The 17,312-nt window shown below is 52.9% G+C and carries 14 protein-coding genes; 3 read left to right on the top strand and 11 right to left on the bottom strand.

The features are described 5' to 3' along the window. Positions 1–33 precede the first annotated feature (33 nt). From I2H39_RS22845 to I2H39_RS22805, 9 genes are all read right to left on the bottom strand, one after another. The gene (locus I2H39_RS22845; protein ID WP_138311523.1) at positions 34–786 is read right to left on the bottom strand and encodes a GntR family transcriptional regulator; all 753 of its coding nucleotides are present in this window, start codon (positions 784–786) and stop codon (positions 34–36) included. A 231-nt stretch (positions 787–1,017) separates the two neighbouring features. Further along, positions 1,018–3,444, bottom strand: a complete 2,427-nt coding sequence (larA, locus tag I2H39_RS22840) for a nickel-dependent lactate racemase (protein ID WP_195627609.1) — start codon at positions 3,442–3,444, stop codon at positions 1,018–1,020. Continuing rightward, on the bottom strand, positions 3,434–3,949 hold the full coding sequence (locus I2H39_RS22835; RefSeq protein WP_138311525.1) for a 3-isopropylmalate dehydratase small subunit: 516 nt from the start codon (positions 3,947–3,949) through the stop codon (positions 3,434–3,436). Before I2H39_RS22835 ends, larA begins: the two co-directional genes overlap by 11 nt. Positions 3,950–3,953: 4 nt before the next feature. Continuing rightward, entirely contained in the window at positions 3,954–5,252 is a 1,299-nt protein-coding gene (locus I2H39_RS22830; protein WP_195627608.1) for a 3-isopropylmalate dehydratase large subunit, read from the bottom strand. 20 nt (positions 5,253–5,272) lie between these two features. Next, positions 5,273–6,367, bottom strand: a complete 1,095-nt coding sequence (locus I2H39_RS22825) for a mandelate racemase/muconate lactonizing enzyme family protein (RefSeq protein WP_138311527.1) — start codon at positions 6,365–6,367, stop codon at positions 5,273–5,275. A 79-nt stretch (positions 6,368–6,446) separates the two neighbouring features. Next, positions 6,447–7,865 carry an ABC transporter substrate-binding protein gene (locus I2H39_RS22820; RefSeq protein WP_138311528.1) on the bottom strand — a complete coding sequence of 473 codons (1,419 nt, stop codon included), beginning with the start codon at positions 7,863–7,865 and terminating at the stop codon, positions 6,447–6,449. 34 nt (positions 7,866–7,899) lie between these two features. Beyond that, positions 7,900–8,748: a carbohydrate ABC transporter permease gene (locus tag I2H39_RS22815; RefSeq protein ID WP_138311529.1), complete on the bottom strand. Its 849-nt coding sequence runs from the start codon at positions 8,746–8,748 to the stop codon at positions 7,900–7,902. Positions 8,749–8,752: 4 nt separating this feature from the next. After that, entirely contained in the window at positions 8,753–9,649 is an 897-nt protein-coding gene (locus I2H39_RS22810; protein ID WP_138311530.1) for a sugar ABC transporter permease, read from the bottom strand. Between the two features lie 17 nt (positions 9,650–9,666). Continuing rightward, positions 9,667–11,067 (bottom strand): alpha-glucosidase/alpha-galactosidase, encoded by a 1,401-nt coding sequence (locus I2H39_RS22805; protein WP_195627607.1) that lies wholly within the window; start codon positions 11,065–11,067, stop codon positions 9,667–9,669. A 398-nt stretch (positions 11,068–11,465) separates the two neighbouring features. Here I2H39_RS22805 and I2H39_RS22800 point away from each other — a divergent pair, with 398 nt between their 5' ends. Continuing rightward, entirely contained in the window at positions 11,466–12,125 is a 660-nt protein-coding gene (locus I2H39_RS22800) for a GntR family transcriptional regulator (protein ID WP_138311532.1), read from the top strand. A 99-nt stretch (positions 12,126–12,224) separates the two neighbouring features. Here the strand turns inward: I2H39_RS22800 and I2H39_RS22795 are convergent, their stop codons facing one another. Both I2H39_RS22795 and I2H39_RS22790 read right to left on the bottom strand, forming a co-directional pair. After that, complete coding sequence (locus tag I2H39_RS22795; RefSeq protein WP_002565147.1) at positions 12,225–12,452, bottom strand: HPr family phosphocarrier protein; 228 nt, start codon at positions 12,450–12,452, stop codon at positions 12,225–12,227. 210 nt (positions 12,453–12,662) lie between these two features. Continuing rightward, entirely contained in the window at positions 12,663–13,691 is a 1,029-nt protein-coding gene (locus I2H39_RS22790; protein WP_227146058.1) for a substrate-binding domain-containing protein, read from the bottom strand. A 161-nt stretch (positions 13,692–13,852) separates the two neighbouring features. On the opposite strand from I2H39_RS22790, the gene I2H39_RS22785 reads away from it, so the two are divergent. Both I2H39_RS22785 and I2H39_RS22780 read left to right on the top strand, forming a co-directional pair. After that, the gene (locus I2H39_RS22785) at positions 13,853–15,409 is read left to right on the top strand and encodes a response regulator (RefSeq protein WP_195627606.1); all 1,557 of its coding nucleotides are present in this window, start codon (positions 13,853–13,855) and stop codon (positions 15,407–15,409) included. Continuing rightward, a complete protein-coding gene (locus tag I2H39_RS22780; protein ID WP_138311534.1) occupies positions 15,406–17,283 on the top strand; it encodes a sensor histidine kinase in 1,878 nt (625 codons plus the stop codon). The genes I2H39_RS22785 and I2H39_RS22780 overlap by 4 nt, the downstream gene beginning before the upstream one ends. The last annotated feature ends 29 nt before the right edge of the window (positions 17,284–17,312 follow it).

Below are 17,312 nucleotides of genomic sequence, written 5' to 3'. Positions count from 1 at the left end.
CCATCTCCCTGTCCCTTCCTAATCCCCGCGCTGTCACCCCTCTGCATGGCGCAGCAGGTTGAAACGGATATGGTTGGTATCATAGAGAGCCACGCCGTGTATAACGGGCTCGCTGTTCCGGTCATATCCCACTGCCTGGATCATCAGCACGGAAGCTGCATTAAGAGGACATGGATGTCCCAGCATATCTTCGGCCTCCTTCTCTGACAGGGAGCTGATTTCCACCCAGTCCCGGACCACCATACGCCCGGTATATTCCTGAATCACCTCAAAGTTGGACCGTTCCTGCCAGGCTGTCCGGCCGGGCACCTGGGAAAACAGGCGGAGGGGAACCCGCCCTATGCTGACAATGGCGGGAACGCCGTCTGCCATATAAAGCTTTTCCACCCGTATGCCGCGGCCTTCCTTCCCGGCGCCAAGCTGTTCCCCATAGGCAGCCGGAATCCTCTCCTCTTCCACGGAAACCAGCCTGCACTCAGGACGGTAGCCGTTGCCGCTGATGACGGAGCCGAATTCCAGCATACTGGACAGATTTACCTTCACCTGCCTGGCAGCAGGGTTCACAAATGTTCCCCTGCCGTGAAGACGCAGAAGCAGTCCCTCCTGTTCCAAATCTGTGAGGGCCTTGCGTATGGTAATGCGGCTGACAGCAAGCTGCCTGGCCAGTTCCTCCTCCGGCGGCAGCTTTCCTGCCTCATGAAAGGCCTGGTCCGATATCAGTTTCCGCAGTGACTCCTTCACGGCGTCACTTAATGTTTTTTTACGGATAGGGGCTATCGATGACATATCATGCATCCTTTCCATCTTCTTTCCCGTTTTCATGTTTTTTTCTTCAGCTTATCTTAGTATTATGGTAATACCTTTCACTCAGTGTATCATATATGTTTTTCCTTGCCTATGGATACTTTATACGAAATTTCGTTCCCAACTTCGATAGATTACACAAAAGCAGGCAAGGGCATTTTGTTTCAAATCCCCCTGCCTGCTTTCATTCAGACCGTTCATCAGCCTTTTACATCAATTCGGCATCCTGTTTCCAGCCAGTACCGGCAAAGTGGAGCCTCCATAGGGCATCACAATCACTCTTGCCCCCGGCCCGATTTCCTTTACAGCCGCATCATAGGCCTCCTGCACATGGTCAAAGGGCTCCATGAAAATATCGCGGACCAATTTTGGTTCAATTCCCGATACCAGGAATATCCTGGCCCGCTTTAACGCCCTGGCAAAGGAGGCAGCCTTGTGTCCGCCAATCCGGAAATCCTTCTGTATGCGTTCCAGTATGCTGTCCAGGTCCTCTGCCTCCAGCATCCACTGCTCAAACACAGCTCCTCCCAATCCTTCCGGGCAGGCGCCGGCCAGAATTATGATTCCCCCCGGGCGCACGGCCTGCTCCGCATTGGCCAGGGCTTTCTGGGTCTGATACAGGTTCAGGTCCTTCGGCGCCCCGCCCTGGGAGACAATCACAATGTCTGCCAGCTCATTGATTTCCGTCCGGTAAAAACCGTCCAGGAACCTGCATCCCTGCCTGTGAGCCTCCTTTAAATCACCTGCCGCTGCGTGGATTACATTTTTATGTTCATCCAGCACCACATTCAGCAGGAAATCCACGCCGCAGATTCCGGCCGCCTCTTCCAGGTCCTCCCGCACCGGATTCCCTGCAAGGGTTCCTGCCTTTGCCATGGGATGAATCATCCTGCTGTGGTTTTTACGGATGGCCTCCATGGTGGAAACCCCCGGCATGATTGCCTTTGCACCGCCGGAGTAACCGGCAAAGAAATGGTACTCAATATTGCCCAGACATATCCTCAAATCAGCCTGCGCCACCTTGTCCGCTATGTCCACCGGCGTCCCGGCCTTTGTCTCCCCCATATGGATGAAGCTGCATTCGGACGAATCCATGCACCTGCAGGTATTGTAAATATCATCCCCGGCCAGATGCCGCATCTCCTCCTGGGTCTGTCTCCTGTGGGTGCCCACTGCGAACACCACCGTCACCTGGCTGCGGCTGACCCCGGCCTTTTCCAGCCGTTTGAGTACATGGGGAAGAACCTTCCAGGACGGCATGGGGCGCGTAATGTCGCTGGTGACAATGACCACATCCTTTTTCCCGGCTGCCAGTATTTCAAGCCGCTTTGTGCCCAAGGGCGAATCCAGGGCCTGTTCAATGATATCCGCCTCAGGGCGGCTTTCCTCCTTTTTATGGGGGACCAGGATATGGGCAATGGAATCCCTGGGTATGTCCACCTTTTCCGTACCTTTTCCGTAGCCAAGTTCTATCTGCTCCACTGCCCGGTGCCGCAGTTCATACACATCATTTATTTTTACCACACACGTTTCCTCCGTATCCAGGGAATTCCTTCCCCCGGCTATCCACTGGCTGTAAGCCAGCATAAAGGCAGCCGCTCCCTTCTGCTCGTCTGAGACAACCGGCTCCCCCAGATAATACCCGATGCTCCCATCCCGCTCCGGCCGGCCGGCCGGTCCCAGACCAGCGCCCGCACAGGTTCCGTCCAGGTGGAGAATACCCTCTCTCACCTTCAGCTTTTCCGTCTCCAGGGCCATCATGATAAGGTCCGCCCGGTCCGCTGTCCCCCTGTCCAGTACCCCCGTCTCATATCCCTTATAGATAGAATAGGCCACCATGGCGGAAGCGGATGTCTCCAGGTAATTGCCCGGTATCTCTCCCAGAGCCGTCAGCTGGAAAAACAGCCCTGTTTCCCGGTCCTGGTACCGGAGCATTCCATCCATGGCCTCCTTCCACAAACCGGCCAGATACTTCCATTCTTTCGTCCCTTCAGGCAATATGGAACAGCAGTCTGCCAGGGCCATCAGATACCATCCCTCTGCCCTTGACCAGAAATTAGGGGACCTTCCCGTCTCAGGGTCTGCCCAGAACTGGCATTTTCCTTCATCGTATGCATGGATGTACAGGCCGGTCCCTTCATCGTACAGAAACCGCCTGGCATTTTCAAACTGTTTCATGACGTCGCCGCAGTTCCTTCTGTCTCCCAGCTCCATTTCATACTGAAGATAAAAGGGTGCTGCCATATAAAGGCCGTCCAGCCAGATTTGACGCGGATATATCTTCTTATGCCAGAAGCTGCCGGATTCTGTCCTGGGCTGATGCCGCAGCTGTTCCATCAGCTGCTTTGCTGCCAGACGGTACTTTTCCTCTCCTGTCTCACGGTACAGAAAGAGCAGGGCGCGGCCAGACGGTATCTTATCCAGACTGTATTCCTCACTGTCATACCACTTTATCCTGCCGTCGCTGCATATGTACCGGTCCAGAAATATCCTGACTGCCTGGGCATAGCGTTTCCTGCCGGTGGCCTTGTACATGGCCTCCAGAGCCGTAAGGACGCAGCCGTCCTCATAGTTCCAGAACCTCCGGTCCAGTTTCATAAACTCTTCCGTGTACTGCCTGATATAACGTTCAGCTGTCATGGCCCTCCTCTTTCATCCGCCTGATAAACAGGGGCTTTATGCCTCCTGCTTCCAGAATGGACATTGCGTATTCCCCGATTTTCTCACACTGGAACATTTCCCCGGTATCCAGGTTTGTAAGTTCTCCTGTCCTCATGTTGAGTTTCAGGTTCTGGCCGCTTTCCACCTTTCCCCCGATGCCCTTGCACACCAGCAGGGGAAGTCCCAGATTAATGGCATTCCGGTAAAAAATCCTTGCAAAGGATTCAGCCACCACTGCCCCTGCCCCCATATGAATGAGGGCAATGGCTGCATGCTCCCTGCTGGAGCCGCATCCAAAATTAGTGCCTGCCACTATCATTCCGCCCTTTGGAAAATGTCCGGCAATTTCTTCATCCACGCCTTCCAGGCAATGGCTGCCGATTTCCTCGGGATTGGTGAGAGCCAGGTAACGGCCCGGATAAATCTGGTCCGTGTCAATGTTTTTCCCCAGCGCCAGGGCCTGGCCTGTAAATTCTTCCTTCATATCCTCACTCCCCTTTCCCTGTCTCTGCTGTTTCCTGTCCGTCCGTTTCTCCCGGCATCCCCGCGGACGGGTCTGTCAGATACCCGGTCAGCGCAGACATGGCCACGGTGGCCGGTGACGCCAGATAAATACCGGAATCCCTGCTTCCCATCCTTCCCGGAAAATTCCGGTTGGAAGTAGTGACGCACACCTCGCCGGCAGCCAGGACCCCCTGGTGGGCGCTGAGACAGGGGCCGCACCCTGGCGCAGATATGGTGGCGCCAGCGTCTATGAGGGCATCCAGGTATCCGTTTGCAATGCATTCCTTAAATACTTCAGCGGATGCCGGAATCACCACCAGACGGACATGGGGAGCAATCCTGCGCCCCTTCAGGATGCGGACCGCCTCCCCAATATCCTCCACGCGTCCGCCGGTGCAGGCACCCAAAAAGGCCTGGTCGATACGCACCCCGCCGGCCTGGTCCACCGCGCCCACGTTGTCCACGCTGGAGGGCATGGAAACCTGCGGTTTCAGCCCGCTTATATCAAAGACATATGTCTCCCCATATTCAAAATCCCTGTCCGTGCGCTCCACTGTAAACGGGCGGCTGGTCCTGCGGGCCACATAGTCAAGCACGGCCTGGTTGGGCTGCATGTAAGCTGTCTTTGCCCCCATCTCCACCGCCATGTTGCAGAGCACCATACGCCCTGCCACATCCAGCTGTTCCACATAGTCCCCGGTGAACTCAACCGCCTTATACACAGCCCCGTCTGCCTTCATTTTTCCTATGATATATAAAATCACATCCTTGGGAAGCACATGGTTTCCGGGCATTCCTTCCAGGTGAATCCGTATGATTTCCGGCACCCTGAACCAAAGCTTTCCGGTTATCAGTACCGTAGCCATATCCGTGGCCCCAATGCCGGTTCCCAGGCAGCCGAATGCGCCGTGGGTGGTGGTATGGGAATCCGTTGCCACCAGAATCATGCCGGGATATACCAGGCCCGCCTCCGGCATAACCTGGTGGCAGATTCCCGCATTGATGTCAAAATGATGGGTAAGCCCCTGCTCCTGCCTGAACAGGCGCATCTCCCTGTGATTCTGGGACGCCTCAATGGTGGGCGAGGGCGCATAGTGGTCAAATACAAAGGCGGCCTTGTCCCTGTCCCATACGGTTTTCCCTCCCATCTCCCGGAAGGAATAGACGGTCTGGAGATACAGGTCGTTAATCTCCGCAAAATCAATGTCAGCCGTTATAATCTCCCCGCTTACCACCCGGTCACGGCCGCTGTGCCTTGCCAATATCTTCTCTATTGCATGCATATCCTTTTCTCCTGTCCTGCTTATATGATTCTGAATCTGTCCAACACGCGGTAATCCGGCTCAAAGCCGATTCCCGGCCGTTCCGGGGGCTGCAGCCTTCCCTCCCTGTCTATCTCCAGGGAATGGCTGAATGCCTCATGCCACACCTGGTCGTATTCCGGAGGATAGTACTCAATATAAGACACATTGCCCACGGCCGCCCCCAGGGAAACATTGATGGTCTGGTCCCCATGGGGCGCCAGCTCCAGGCAGTGGGCCTGGGACAGGGCAGCTGTCTTTAGAAACTCCGTGACGCCGCCCATGAGAAAGGGCGCCGGGTTCAGGATTGGGACAGCTCCTGTGTCAATCAGTTCCCTGAACCCCCATCTGGTGTACTCATTCTCGCCGGAGGCAAGGGGAATGACTGTCTTTTCCGCAACTTTCTTCATCCCGTCATAATCATGGGGCGCCACAGGTTCCTCCAGACAGTAGATATCATATTCCTCCACCTGCCTGGCAAACTGGATTGCCCTGTGGCTGGAATATCCGCAGTTGGCGTCCAGCATGAGCAGGGCCTGCGGCCCTATGGCTTCCCGCACAGCCTTTACCCTGGCGGCATCCTCCCGGATGCTCAGGGCCCCCACCTTCATCTTGACGCCGGCAGCGCCCTGGTTCATATATCCCTCCATCTCCCGCTGAAGGTCCTCCAGGCCCTTTCCCGGCTCATAATATCCGCCGGCAATGTAAACAGGCACGCTTTTTCTGTATTCCCCCAGCAGCCTGTACAGGGGCAGCCCCAGCGACTTGGCTTTGATGTCCCAAAGCGCCATGTCCATGCCGCTGATTGTTCTGGTGCTGATGCCTTTACGCCCTGTCAGCTTAGGGACATAGAGCCTGTCCCAGAGCCACTCCGTGCGCATGGGGTCCTGTCCGATTATCCTATCCTTTAGCTCCCCTGCCATCATAAACGGATTCATGCCCAGTACCGGCCCGGAAAGGCCGTATCCCCTGATTCCCTGGTCCGTCTCCACTGTAATGACTGCCAGGCCGCAGTGGGTGTAGGTGTGCATTCCATTGGAGATGGGCCGGCTTTTCTCCCACCTGAAATATTCCTGTCTTACATCTGTTATCTTCATACACTGTCCTTTTTAAAAAGGAATGCCGCAAAATGCATAACCCCATTCTGCGGCATTATCCTCCTGTTTCCTTCTGCCTTTACTGGGCAGTTGCTGTCTCTACTTCCCGGTTGATTCCGTCAATCAGCATATCTGCACAGGCAGCAGCGTCCTCTTCCCCATAGCTCAGAGACTGGATTGCCAGGGTATACACACCGTCAGGCGCCTTTAGTGCTGCCCGCTCCGTGAATATATCCAGCTTGAAGGCAGACCATGCCATCAGTTTCTCATTCATTTCAGCCACCAGGCTGCCCTCGGTCTCAACATATTTAACCGCATTCTTGTTGCACGGGATGCCGCGGCTGTCCCCAAGTATGGTGGCGCCTTCTTCGTCCCCGAACAGGAACTGTATCAGGGCTGCTGCTTCTGCGGGATGCTCTGAGGTGGAGGTGATTGCAATGACCTGGGACGCCTTGATGGGGCCGCCGTGGTATTCGCCCATGTTAATCATGTCGCCCACCACGATTTCTCCGTCCGTCACAGCATCCACGTACTTGGCAATATTGGTATCCCAGCACATGGCGCCGCCGTAATGGCCGTTTATCCAGCTCTCGCTTGTCTCCAGAAGCTCAGAGGTGCCTTCTCCTGCCAGCTTCTCGGAATTGGGGATAACGTGCTTGTCTTCCAGCTCCTTGATGAAATCCAGGCCTTCCGTGATTTCTTCCTTGGAATACTGAAGGGTATTGTCCTTAATCCAGTCCCTGCCGTATTTGCACTGGAGATAATAAATCATCAGATGCACTTTTACATAATCAGCACAGGCAAAGGGATAGTAGGAACCGTCCTCATAGGCCGCGAATTTTTCCCCTGCCTCGTACAGCTCTTCCAGGGTGGTGGGAATCTTTGCCCCAACCTTGTCATAGGTGGTCTTGTTCCAGATAAAGCCGCGGCCCGTGTTGGCAATGGGCAGGGCCTCCAGGGACCCGTTTATGGTGTAGAAGGCCTTGTCGGAATCATCGTAATTGGACAGGTCGATAATATTGGAAACCTTATTCAGGTCGTAAAACGTGTCTCCGTTCGGGGAATATGCAAATACCCAGTCCATGTTCAGCTGAATCACATCCGCAGCAGAGCCTGCGTTTAAGGCCAGGGATATCTTCTCCTCATGCCCGCTGAATGCCTCGTACTCTGCCTCCACCGAAATATTGGGATATTTTGCCTCAAACGCCTCGATGGCCTTAAGGGTCTTCTCATGGCGCGAATCCCCGCCCCACCAGTTGAAACGCAGGGTGATGGGGTCCGCCGTATTCACTTCCATGCCGGCAGATGCCGCTGCCTCAGTGCCGGCCGCCTCCGTACCCGCCCCGGCCGCCTCTGTGCCGCCTTCGGCCTTGGTTTCCTGTGTCTGTGCAGGAGCAGCCTCAGTCTCCTTTGACTGTGTGGGCATACATCCCGCCAGGGACCCTGCCATGACGCCTGCCAAAATCAGACTAACCAGTTGTTTTCCTCGTTTTCTCATGTGTAACCTCCCATTTATAATATAATTTTTTTAATTATCCCTTTACACCGCCTGCTGCAATGCCGTCCACAAAGGAATCCTGTGCCATAAAGAACACGGCCAGGGACGGAACGATTGCCAGCAGCGACATTGCCAGAATCCGGTTCCAGTCAAATCCGGTTTCTGTATCCATGGACATCCTCAAAAATATGGATACCGGATATTTCCGCACTGAATTAATATAGATAAGCGGCCCCATGAAATCGTTGGAAGCCCACATGAACTGGAACAGGGCGCAGGAAACAATGGATGGCTTTAACATGGGAACAATCACGTACCACAGTCTCTCCACCACGTTACACCCGTCAATCTCCGCTGCTTCCTCCAGCTCCCTGGGAATGCCTCTTAAAAACTGTATCAGCATGTATACAAAGAAGGTGTCCCCTGCCAGCATGGACGGAATCACAATGGGCAGATAGGAATTCAGCCATCCCACTTCGTTAAACAGGATATACTGGGGCACGTTCAATACTACCTGGGGCAGAAACAGGGTGGAGAGCAGAAGCACAAACAGCAGCTTCTTGCCGATAAACTGGAACCTGGCAAAGCCATAGGATGTAATCACCGCAGATACAACGGTGAACACCACCTTCGGCAGCACGAACTTGTATGTATTTCCCATGAAATGCAGCAGGTTCATGCCCTCGTAGCCCTTAAACCCGTTTTTGTATCCGTCCAGCGTGGGCGCCAGCGGAATGATTCCCGCACTGGAAAACAGCTCTGAATTTGTCTTAAAGGACGCACCAATCATCCAGCACAGGGGATATATCATCACGATTCCCAGGCCAATCAAAAGGAGATACCGCAAAAACAGGTTAAGCCGCGCTTTTTCTTTTCTGTTCATATGCTTACCTCCCATCCTCATCCGCATAGTAAACCCAATACTTCTGGCTGATGAATGCCACCGCCGTAAAGGTCATGATTACCAGGAACAATAGCCATGCAATGGCGCTGGCCAGTCCCATCTCATTCCGCTTAAAAGCTTCGTTATAGACCAGCAGTGAAACTAAAGTTGTGGAACGCAGCGGACCTCCCTGGGTCACGATGAAAGGGCCGTTGAATTCCTGGAATTTATGGCACAGCTGGGTCACAAAGTTATAAAATATGACCGGCGTGATAAGCGGAACCGTGATTTTGAAGAACTGCTTCCATTTTCCTGCCCCGTCAATGGCTGCTGCCTCGTAAAGGTCTCCCTGCACTCCCTTCAGGGCTGCCAGGAAAATGACCATGGGCGAACCGAACTGCCATACACGCAGGAGCACGATTACAAGGAACGCCCCGTCGGGATTTCCCAGCCAGTTAAAGGCGGGAATCCCCAGTGACCCCAGCATGATGTTTACAAGGCCCTCTGTCTTAAACAGGAACTTCCACAGCACAGCAATGGACACGGAGCCGCCCAGTATGGAGGGAATGTAGTAAATGGTCCTGAAAAAGTTAAGTCCTCTTATCTTATCATTGAGTATATAGGCAATGAACAGGGCGAACATAAGCTCTAAGGGCACGGTCAGGAACGCATACTTAAAGGTCTGTATGAATGCCTTGATAATCAGCTTGTCCCCCAGGATGTATTTGTAATTTTCCAGCCCTGTGAAGGAGGCTGTCTTGAACAGATTATAGGAATGGAAACTGTAAATAAAGGAGGCAGCAAAGGGATACAGCTTAAATACCAGCAGTCCCACCAGCCAGGGCATGACAAAGACCAGTCCTATATTGCGTTTCCAGAATCCTTTCTTCTTTTTCTTCATTCTTTTCCCCCATACGTTTATTTCCATCCATCCGGAAGGTAATGTTCTGTATTCTTAATCATGTCATCTGCCAGTTTCCGTACCGCTCCCTCGTCCCGGCATTTGTACTTCACCAGCGGGTCGTTCATAAATGCCTTTACCACCAGGTCCCGGTCATATGTATCTGCTGCTTCCAGTATATATCCGTGATTCTCTACATGGGGAAGTATCAGTTCCCTTAAGGACTCCGGAAGGGGACCGGCTGCCAGCGCCTTGATGCTGTCCCGGGAGAACACTGCATTTGTCTCCACCACGGCCTCCTTTGGAAGGTTTGGAATCTGCAGGAAGCTGTTTGGCATATTCACATTGCTCACCATCCGGTCCAGTCCCACCAGGGCCTTAATCTGCTGTACGCCCTCCTCTCCTGACGGAACAATTTCCATCTGTTCCTCACCCTCCATGAGACGCTTTCTCCTGGCCAGGCGCTCCTCCATCTGATGGATTCTGAAATCCACGGTGGTCAGGCCGAACTTCCATGACGTAACTGTCTCCGGGTCGTTGAGATAGGAGCTGCCCGGCATGAATTCCGCCAGATGCCGGTCCCCTGCCGCAGCAATGAGGCCGTAGCGGTTAAATAAGTCAAACTTTACCCTGTGGCGGCAGTTAAAGGTAGATTCTTCCCATGAGCGGTCAGGGTCGTCATACCCTTCCTCAAAATGAGTCCTTATATACTCCCTGTAGACAGGAAACAGGTCAACTCCCTCATAGGATGCAGCGTCAAACCAGGTAAAGTGGTTGATTCCCAATACATTCACATGGATGTCCCTGCGGTCAATGGGGCCTGTCCCCAGTTCTCCGGCAGCAATGGCGGCCAGCACTTTCTGGGTGCCGAAGACCTCATGGCAGCAGCCAAAGGCCTTGATTCCGGGGAAGGTCTTATAGAGGCTGGCCACGCACAGGCTCATGGGGTTGGTATAGCTGATGACCCATGCCTTGGGACAAATGTCCCTGACAGCCAATGCAATCTCCTCGTACATGGGCAGGGTACGCAGGGCGCGGACCATGCCGCCGGGGCCTGCCGTGTCCCCCACCGACTGATAGATGCCCAGCCGTTCGGGCAGGTGTACGTCGGAACGCATCTCCTCAAAGGTACCCGGAAGAATGGATATCACCACAAAGTCAGCTCCCTCCAGGGCCTCCTTTAAGGAGTAGGCCACCCTGTAATCCCACTGACCACTGGCCTCCCTTCTTCCCTTCAGCTGATTGCCGATAATCTGGTTTTCCTCAGCTGCCCTGGCATCGATATCATAGAGCCAGACCGTTCCGTCCAGAGCCGGCTCCAGGGCCAGGTCCGCCATCAGCTTCCACGCCCATGCCTTGGAGCCGCCTCCTATGTAAGCCATCTTGATATCCGATACATGATGATTGGTCCACTTCATTCCATACCCTCCTTGTTATGAGCACTTGGAGACCGTCCTTTGGTCTCCTACGTGCGATACATGTCACTGGCACTTAGCGAGGTCCTTTCGAGCTTAGTGCAGTGGCCTGTTATGAGCACTTGGAGACCGTATTCTGGCTCCCTACGTGCGATACATGTCACTGGCACTTAGCGATGTCTCGTTAAGTTGCATTCTGAATATCGTATATCGTATACGATTTACTGTAGTTTTATCATACTTCCGATGAAATTTCAACAACATTTGTATAATATTTTTATTTTTAGTCTATTGTAACAAATTTTTATGTGCATATTTTCATTCCATCCCATAACTAGGTTTTGACTCTTTTGGCTTTGTATGCTAAAATAGCCTTATTCTAAGAAAAGCGGGTGAAACAAATGAAAAAGCTGGATTCGCTGGAAATAATGCCCACGCGCATCCGAATCGCTTCCATTCTTCGCAAGGCGATTCTGTCAGGCGAGTTTAAAGAAGGGGAGGAATTGTCCCTTACAGACATAGCCAATAACCTGGGTGTCAGCAGGACACCGGTCCGTGAAGCATTTCAGATTCTTTCTTCTGAAAATCTGATTCTGCTGAGAATGAATAAAGGTGCCATTGTAAAGGGAATCACCACCAAAACAATCCGTGAGCATTTTGAAATGAGGTCTTTATTAGAGGGTGAGGCCGCTGTCAGGGCCACCCTGAGACATTTTGACGTATCGGAACTGATGGAATCCCAGGTCCACATTGAAGGCCTGGGAGAAGATTTCTCAGATGACGAGTATCAGTCCTACAACCAGAACCTGCACACTGCCATATGGAAAGCGGCTGACAACAGTAAGATGTATTCCACCCTTTCCTCTCTGTGGAATGGAAGTTCCTTCGGAAAAACCGTTTCCGCCAAGGACCACCAGCTTCTCTCCATCCGGGAGCACAGGAACATCCTGGAATACATCCAGTCCTGCAACCCTTATCTGGTGCGCAAGGAGATGGAGCACCACATTGAGCGGAGCATGAACAACATCATTGACAGCTTCTCCTTAAAGGAAACCAAGTAGGAAAGAGGGACGCAAAAGAACCGGGCCACAGCAACTCTGGTGCTGCAGGCCCGGTTCTTTGTTCATGTAGAATTTAAGGAAAGTGTATCAATTGTCTGACTATGCTGCAAACGGAGCAATTTCCTCCATCAGCTGGTCACAGTCATCTGTGTGAAGAATCAGTTCTACGGTTTTGGACTTTGCCAGTGATAATACGCCTACAATAGACTTTGCGTCAACCATACGGCTTCCGCATTTCACATCTGCATCACACTCAAAACGGTTCATGATTCTTACGAAATTAATAATCTGGTCTGCCTGGTCAAACTTAACAAGGATACGTTTCATGTTGTTCACCTCCGTATGGTATTTTATTTAGTATCACTGCCAGATACTTGGGGGATGGTACTTACTGGTAAGTCCGTACCTGACAATGCCTGCTAACCTTATCTTTTGTTTGTCTTCCGACATACTTATCATACCACGTTCAGGCAATGGATTTCCATGGTAATATTTTTCTATCTCATGGAATATTTTCAAATATTATCCTGTTATCCTTTATATCTGGTCCTTCCAGTAACCAATATTCTCCGAATCCACCTTTATCGGCTCTCCGGCTATGACCTCCAGCCCGCCGTCCCGGCCGTAATCCATGGAATATGTCACGCCTCCCAGAACCAGCTCCTGGTCCCCCCTCTCCTCTATACGGCCTCCGGCCAGCTCCAGGCACACATATCCTGCCACCCTGCCCAGGTCCACGGGATTCCATATGTATAGCACCGGACAGACATCCTCAGCAGCGCTGCCCACATATGCCTCCATCTGGTCCGGAAGCCCCAGACCGATGACCTTTACCTCCGACGCCCGCCCCCGTTCCTTCACCACATCGGCGGCTGCCTTGATACCTTCCGTGGACAGGCAGCACATTACCCTCAGGTCCGGATAGGCATCCAGCATCTGCTCCGCTTTCTCAGCCGCCTTTTCATATTCCCCTTCCCCGTAGGCAATATCCACCAGCCGCAGGTCCCGGTACTTCAGGTTCTGAAGCTCCTGCTTCATCATAAAAATCCATTCATTCTGGTTGGCGGAGCGGCTTCCGGCAGACAGGATGCCCCACTGGCCTCTGTGGCCGCAGATATTGTCCACCTCCCGGACCAGTTCCTTTCCCAGCTCCCTTGCATCCACCGGGCTTATGTATATGCTGCGGCTTCCCGCCTCCACATCCGCATCCAGGGTGATAACGGAGATTCCCTTTTCCCTGGCAAGATTCAGAACAGGTGTCAGTGCATATTCATCGTTGGCAGCCACAGCAATGGCCTCCACTTTCTCGTCAATCAGGTTCTGTATCAGACGTATCTGTTCCTGGGCAGAGGGATGGTCCGGATACAGGACAATGCAGTTTTCGCCTGCATCCTCCACTGCCTGCTTAAAGCCCTCACTGGCCAGCTCATTGTACCAGTTGTTCTTGGATTTCATGATAATGGCATATTTACCCCTGTTAAACTGGCTGCTCTGGCAGGAAAACAGAAACAACACCCCTGCCATCATGGCCGCTCCTGCCATCCAAACCCAATTTCTTCCTTTCACCGTGCTGTCCCTGCCTTCCTTCTGTTTTTTCCCAGTATATACCTAATGTCGTATTTTGTCCATTTCCGTTGCAAATTTATGATTTCTTGATACAATAGTTGTATCGGTATTGATTATTGTATACAAATCACTGCCTTTTAGAAAAGGATGGATGATAATAGATGAAACTACTGATTGTTGACGATGAGAAACTGACCCGTGAAGGAATCCGGGACAGCCTGAATCCGGAATGCCTTGGCATCAGCCAGGTGCTGCTGGAGGATGACGGCATTCACGGCCTTAAGACTGCCCTGGAGGAGCATCCGGACATCGTGCTCACAGACGTGCGGATGCCCAGGATGAACGGGGTCCAGATGGCGGAGCGGATTTTAAAGGAGCTGCCCGGAACCTCCATCATCTTTATGAGCGCTTATTCAGATAAGGAATACCTGAAAGCAGCCATCAAGCTGAAGGCCCTGGGGTATGTGGAAAAGCCCCTTGACATGGATGAGCTGACCGCAGCCGTCAAAGAGGCAGTGGACAACAGCAGGAACGAGAAAATGAGCCAGGCAGCGGCCAGGCTTCAGGAAAAGGAACAGCTGGGCCACCTTTGCCTCCTGCTGTCCCAGCCGGGAGAAGAGAATCTGGCAAAGGCAGGCCAGCTGGTAACTGACCTGGGCCTTCCCATTACCCATACCACCTTTTTCTGCTGCATCATTATTGACTGTGTCACTCCCCTGTCCGCACTGCCTGAGGAGCCCATGGACGGTATCAGGGATTATTTTGTGGATTATCTCACGTCCATAGGCATATCCCAGGCCTATGTCCTCAGGGGGGACCACCGCATTATTGTCTTCCTTTACTCCCCGGAGCGGCCCATGGACAAGACCCTGTACGACTGCGCAAGTCTTCTGGCCCAAAAGCTTATAGAGGTCTGCCCCTTCTTTATATCCCTCGGACCGGTTGTAAGCGGTATGGAGCGCGCCTATATTTCCTTTCAGGAAGCCAGGGAACATTTGAACGAGGCATTTTTCCATGACTACGGATTCATCCTGAGCCACAACATGGAAACAGCCGTATTCCGGCCGCCCGCAGACCTTCTTCTGGAATTTTCCATGGCCCTGTCTGAAAAGCAGGAGGAGGAAGCCCTGGACATTGTCAGGCGGCTGTATGTATCCTTTGTGCCAAACGACATAATCGGCCCCAGCCAGGTAAAGGATATCTACTACAAGTATTTCAGCAAGCTGGACGAGCACGGCCTGGGAAGCTATATCTCCCTGTGGCAGAAGGAAGGGCTGGATTCCGAATCCATCTGGGAGGGAGTCATGAACTGCACCATTCTCAGGGAGCTTAATGACCTGCTGGCCGCAAAAGTACGGCTGTTCTTTGAGCGCCTGCGGGGAAACAGCGTGGGAAATCCGGTTGTATTCCAGATTAAGGAATACATCCATAAGAATTACGCCAACCCTTCCCTGTCCGTACCGGATGTCAGCGAATACGTCCGCCTCTCCTCCAGCTACGTGTGCACGATTTTTAAAAATGAGACAGGCCAGACCCTGAACCAGTACCTGACGGACTACCGCATCAAGATGTCCAAACAGTTCTTAAGCGACCCCAGGTACAAGATTGCCGACATCTCCTCCAAGGTTGGGTACAGCGACGGCAATTACTACAGCAAAACCTTTAAGAAAATCGTGGGCCTGTCCCCTTCTGAATACAGGGAGAAAATGCTTGCATGAAAAACCCATTGGCAAAGCTGATTTATCATTATACCTATGACATGCGGCTGAAAACAAAGCTTGTCATATCACACATTATCCTGGTACTGCTGCCCACCGCCGTATTGTCAGGCTTTCTTTACCTGCGCATTTACGGCATTGTCATGGATGACAGCATCCGTTCTGAGCAGGCCCTGTCCGCCCAGACCGTGACCTCCATTGAGACTCTCATATCCCATGTGGGCCACGCCTCGGACACCATCACCAGCGCCATGATGGTACAGGACCTGTTCCATGTCCCCAGGTCAGAGGCCGGTACCCTGGATATCTCCACCTCCCGGATGAACAGCCTGTTCCACCTGGTCCAGAGCATCACGGACCATTCCATGATTACGGATGTGAAGATATATTATGATGACAGCGTGTATGGCGACCTGATGCAGTACAACAAAATAGGCAACGCCCTGTTTAATCCGGTGTCCTCAATCAGCAGCAGCTACTGGTACGGCATCTACAGCACCACGGAGCAGGCCCGCATGCTGTGCCCGGAGCTGTACCTGACTCCGGACGAGACAGAGAAAAACGGAAAACTGGCCTACATCACCCGAATTCCGTATATCCATGACGACGGCACTGTGTCCGACATTGAAAACGCCTCTGCCTATGTGGCCCTGTACCTGTCCAGGCCCGCCTTTGACATGGTGCTGCGCAATGACGCCACGGTCACGGACGAGGCTGCCTTCCTTGTAAATGAGCGGGATGTCATTGTATCCGCCTCAGACATGGGGCTGGCAGGTAAATACTTTATTCCCCGCTCAGACCTGGTGCTGCGGGTGGGAAAGGAAAAAACCTTTTCCCTTGTATCCTATCTGGACGGCTCTGCCTATGTGGCCTATTTTCCCATTGCAGACACGGACTGGTATATGATGTCCATCATTCCCGCCCTCCATATCGGTGATGCAGGCAAGGCGCTGATGATGCATTTTGCCCTGATTTACCTGCTGTTCACTGCCCTGGCCCTGTACACGGCCTTCCGGCTGTCAGGCTCCATTGCGGACCGCATTATAGGCGTGGCCCTGCAGATGGAGACTGTGAGGAAGGGACCGCCCCAGCCCATGGATATGGCTGACACTGGCTGCGATGAGATTGGCGTGCTTTCCGATACCTACAACTATATGACAGAGGAAATCATCTCCCTGATGGACAGCCAGAAAAAGGCCTCGGAGGAGCTTCGGATGGCGGAATTCCGCGCCCTCCAGGCCCAGATTAATCCGCATTTTCTATATAATACCCTGGATATGATTAACTGGCTGTCCCAGACCGGACAGAGCGAGAAGGTCACGGAGGCGGTCCAGACCCTGTCCCGCTTCTATAAGCTGACCCTGAGCCGCAAGGAGCTGATGAACTCCATCGAGAAGGAGCTGGAGCATGTAAGCCTTTACGTCCGTCTCCAGAACATGCGGTATGACAACTGCGTGGCCTTTGTGGTGGATGTGCCGGAAGAGCTGTGCGAGTACACCATACCCAAGCTCACCTTCCAGCCCATCGTGGAAAACGCTTTTCTTCACGGCATCATGATGAAGGAAGAAAAAAAAGGCAGCATCCTGCTCACCGGCTGGCCAGAGGGGGATGACATTGTATTCATCATCTCTGACGACGGGGCAGGCATACCGCCTGAAACGCTTGATACATTAAAGGATGACGTGAATGCAGGTACCGGCTCCACCGCCAGCCCCAGACACACTGCCTTCTCCGGCCACATCGGTGTCTATAATACCAACCTGAGACTGAAAAGCCTGTATGGCGAAGCCTACGGCCTTTCCTTTACCAGCACCCTGGGCAGGGGCACGGAGGTAACGGTGCGGATTCCGGCCAGGCATATCACGTCCGGCTGATGCCCGGAGAGTACGCATTTTTATCCAAT

The organism is Clostridium sp. 1001283B150225_161107_B6, from assembly GCF_015556325.1.
Taxonomy (GTDB): Bacteria; Bacillota; Clostridia; order Lachnospirales; family Lachnospiraceae; genus Enterocloster.
Note: the sequence above shows the minus strand (reverse complement) of the source record. Positions and strands in the feature narration are given on the sequence as shown.

Coding starts and splice junctions, on each gene's coding strand:
- I2H39_RS22780 (WP_138311534.1), top strand. CDS start 15,406: ATGAAAAACCCATTGGCAAAGCTGATTTATCATTATACCTATGACATG.
- I2H39_RS22820 (WP_138311528.1), bottom strand. CDS start 7,865: ATGAGAAAACGAGGAAAACAACTGGTTAGTCTGATTTTGGCAGGCGTC.
- I2H39_RS22785 (WP_195627606.1), top strand. CDS start 13,853: ATGAAACTACTGATTGTTGACGATGAGAAACTGACCCGTGAAGGAATC.
- I2H39_RS22825 (WP_138311527.1), bottom strand. CDS start 6,367: ATGAAGATAACAGATGTAAGACAGGAATATTTCAGGTGGGAGAAAAGC.
- I2H39_RS22835 (WP_138311525.1), bottom strand. CDS start 3,949: ATGAAGGAAGAATTTACAGGCCAGGCCCTGGCGCTGGGGAAAAACATT.
- I2H39_RS22830 (WP_195627608.1), bottom strand. CDS start 5,252: ATGCATGCAATAGAGAAGATATTGGCAAGGCACAGCGGCCGTGACCGG.
- I2H39_RS22805 (WP_195627607.1), bottom strand. CDS start 11,067: ATGAAGTGGACCAATCATCATGTATCGGATATCAAGATGGCTTACATA.
- I2H39_RS22845 (WP_138311523.1), bottom strand. CDS start 786: ATGTCATCGATAGCCCCTATCCGTAAAAAAACATTAAGTGACGCCGTG.
- I2H39_RS22795 (WP_002565147.1), bottom strand. CDS start 12,452: ATGAAACGTATCCTTGTTAAGTTTGACCAGGCAGACCAGATTATTAAT.
- larA (WP_195627609.1), bottom strand. CDS start 3,444: ATGACAGCTGAACGTTATATCAGGCAGTACACGGAAGAGTTTATGAAA.
- I2H39_RS22810 (WP_138311530.1), bottom strand. CDS start 9,649: ATGAAGAAAAAGAAGAAAGGATTCTGGAAACGCAATATAGGACTGGTC.
- I2H39_RS22800 (WP_138311532.1), top strand. CDS start 11,466: ATGAAAAAGCTGGATTCGCTGGAAATAATGCCCACGCGCATCCGAATC.
- I2H39_RS22815 (WP_138311529.1), bottom strand. CDS start 8,748: ATGAACAGAAAAGAAAAAGCGCGGCTTAACCTGTTTTTGCGGTATCTC.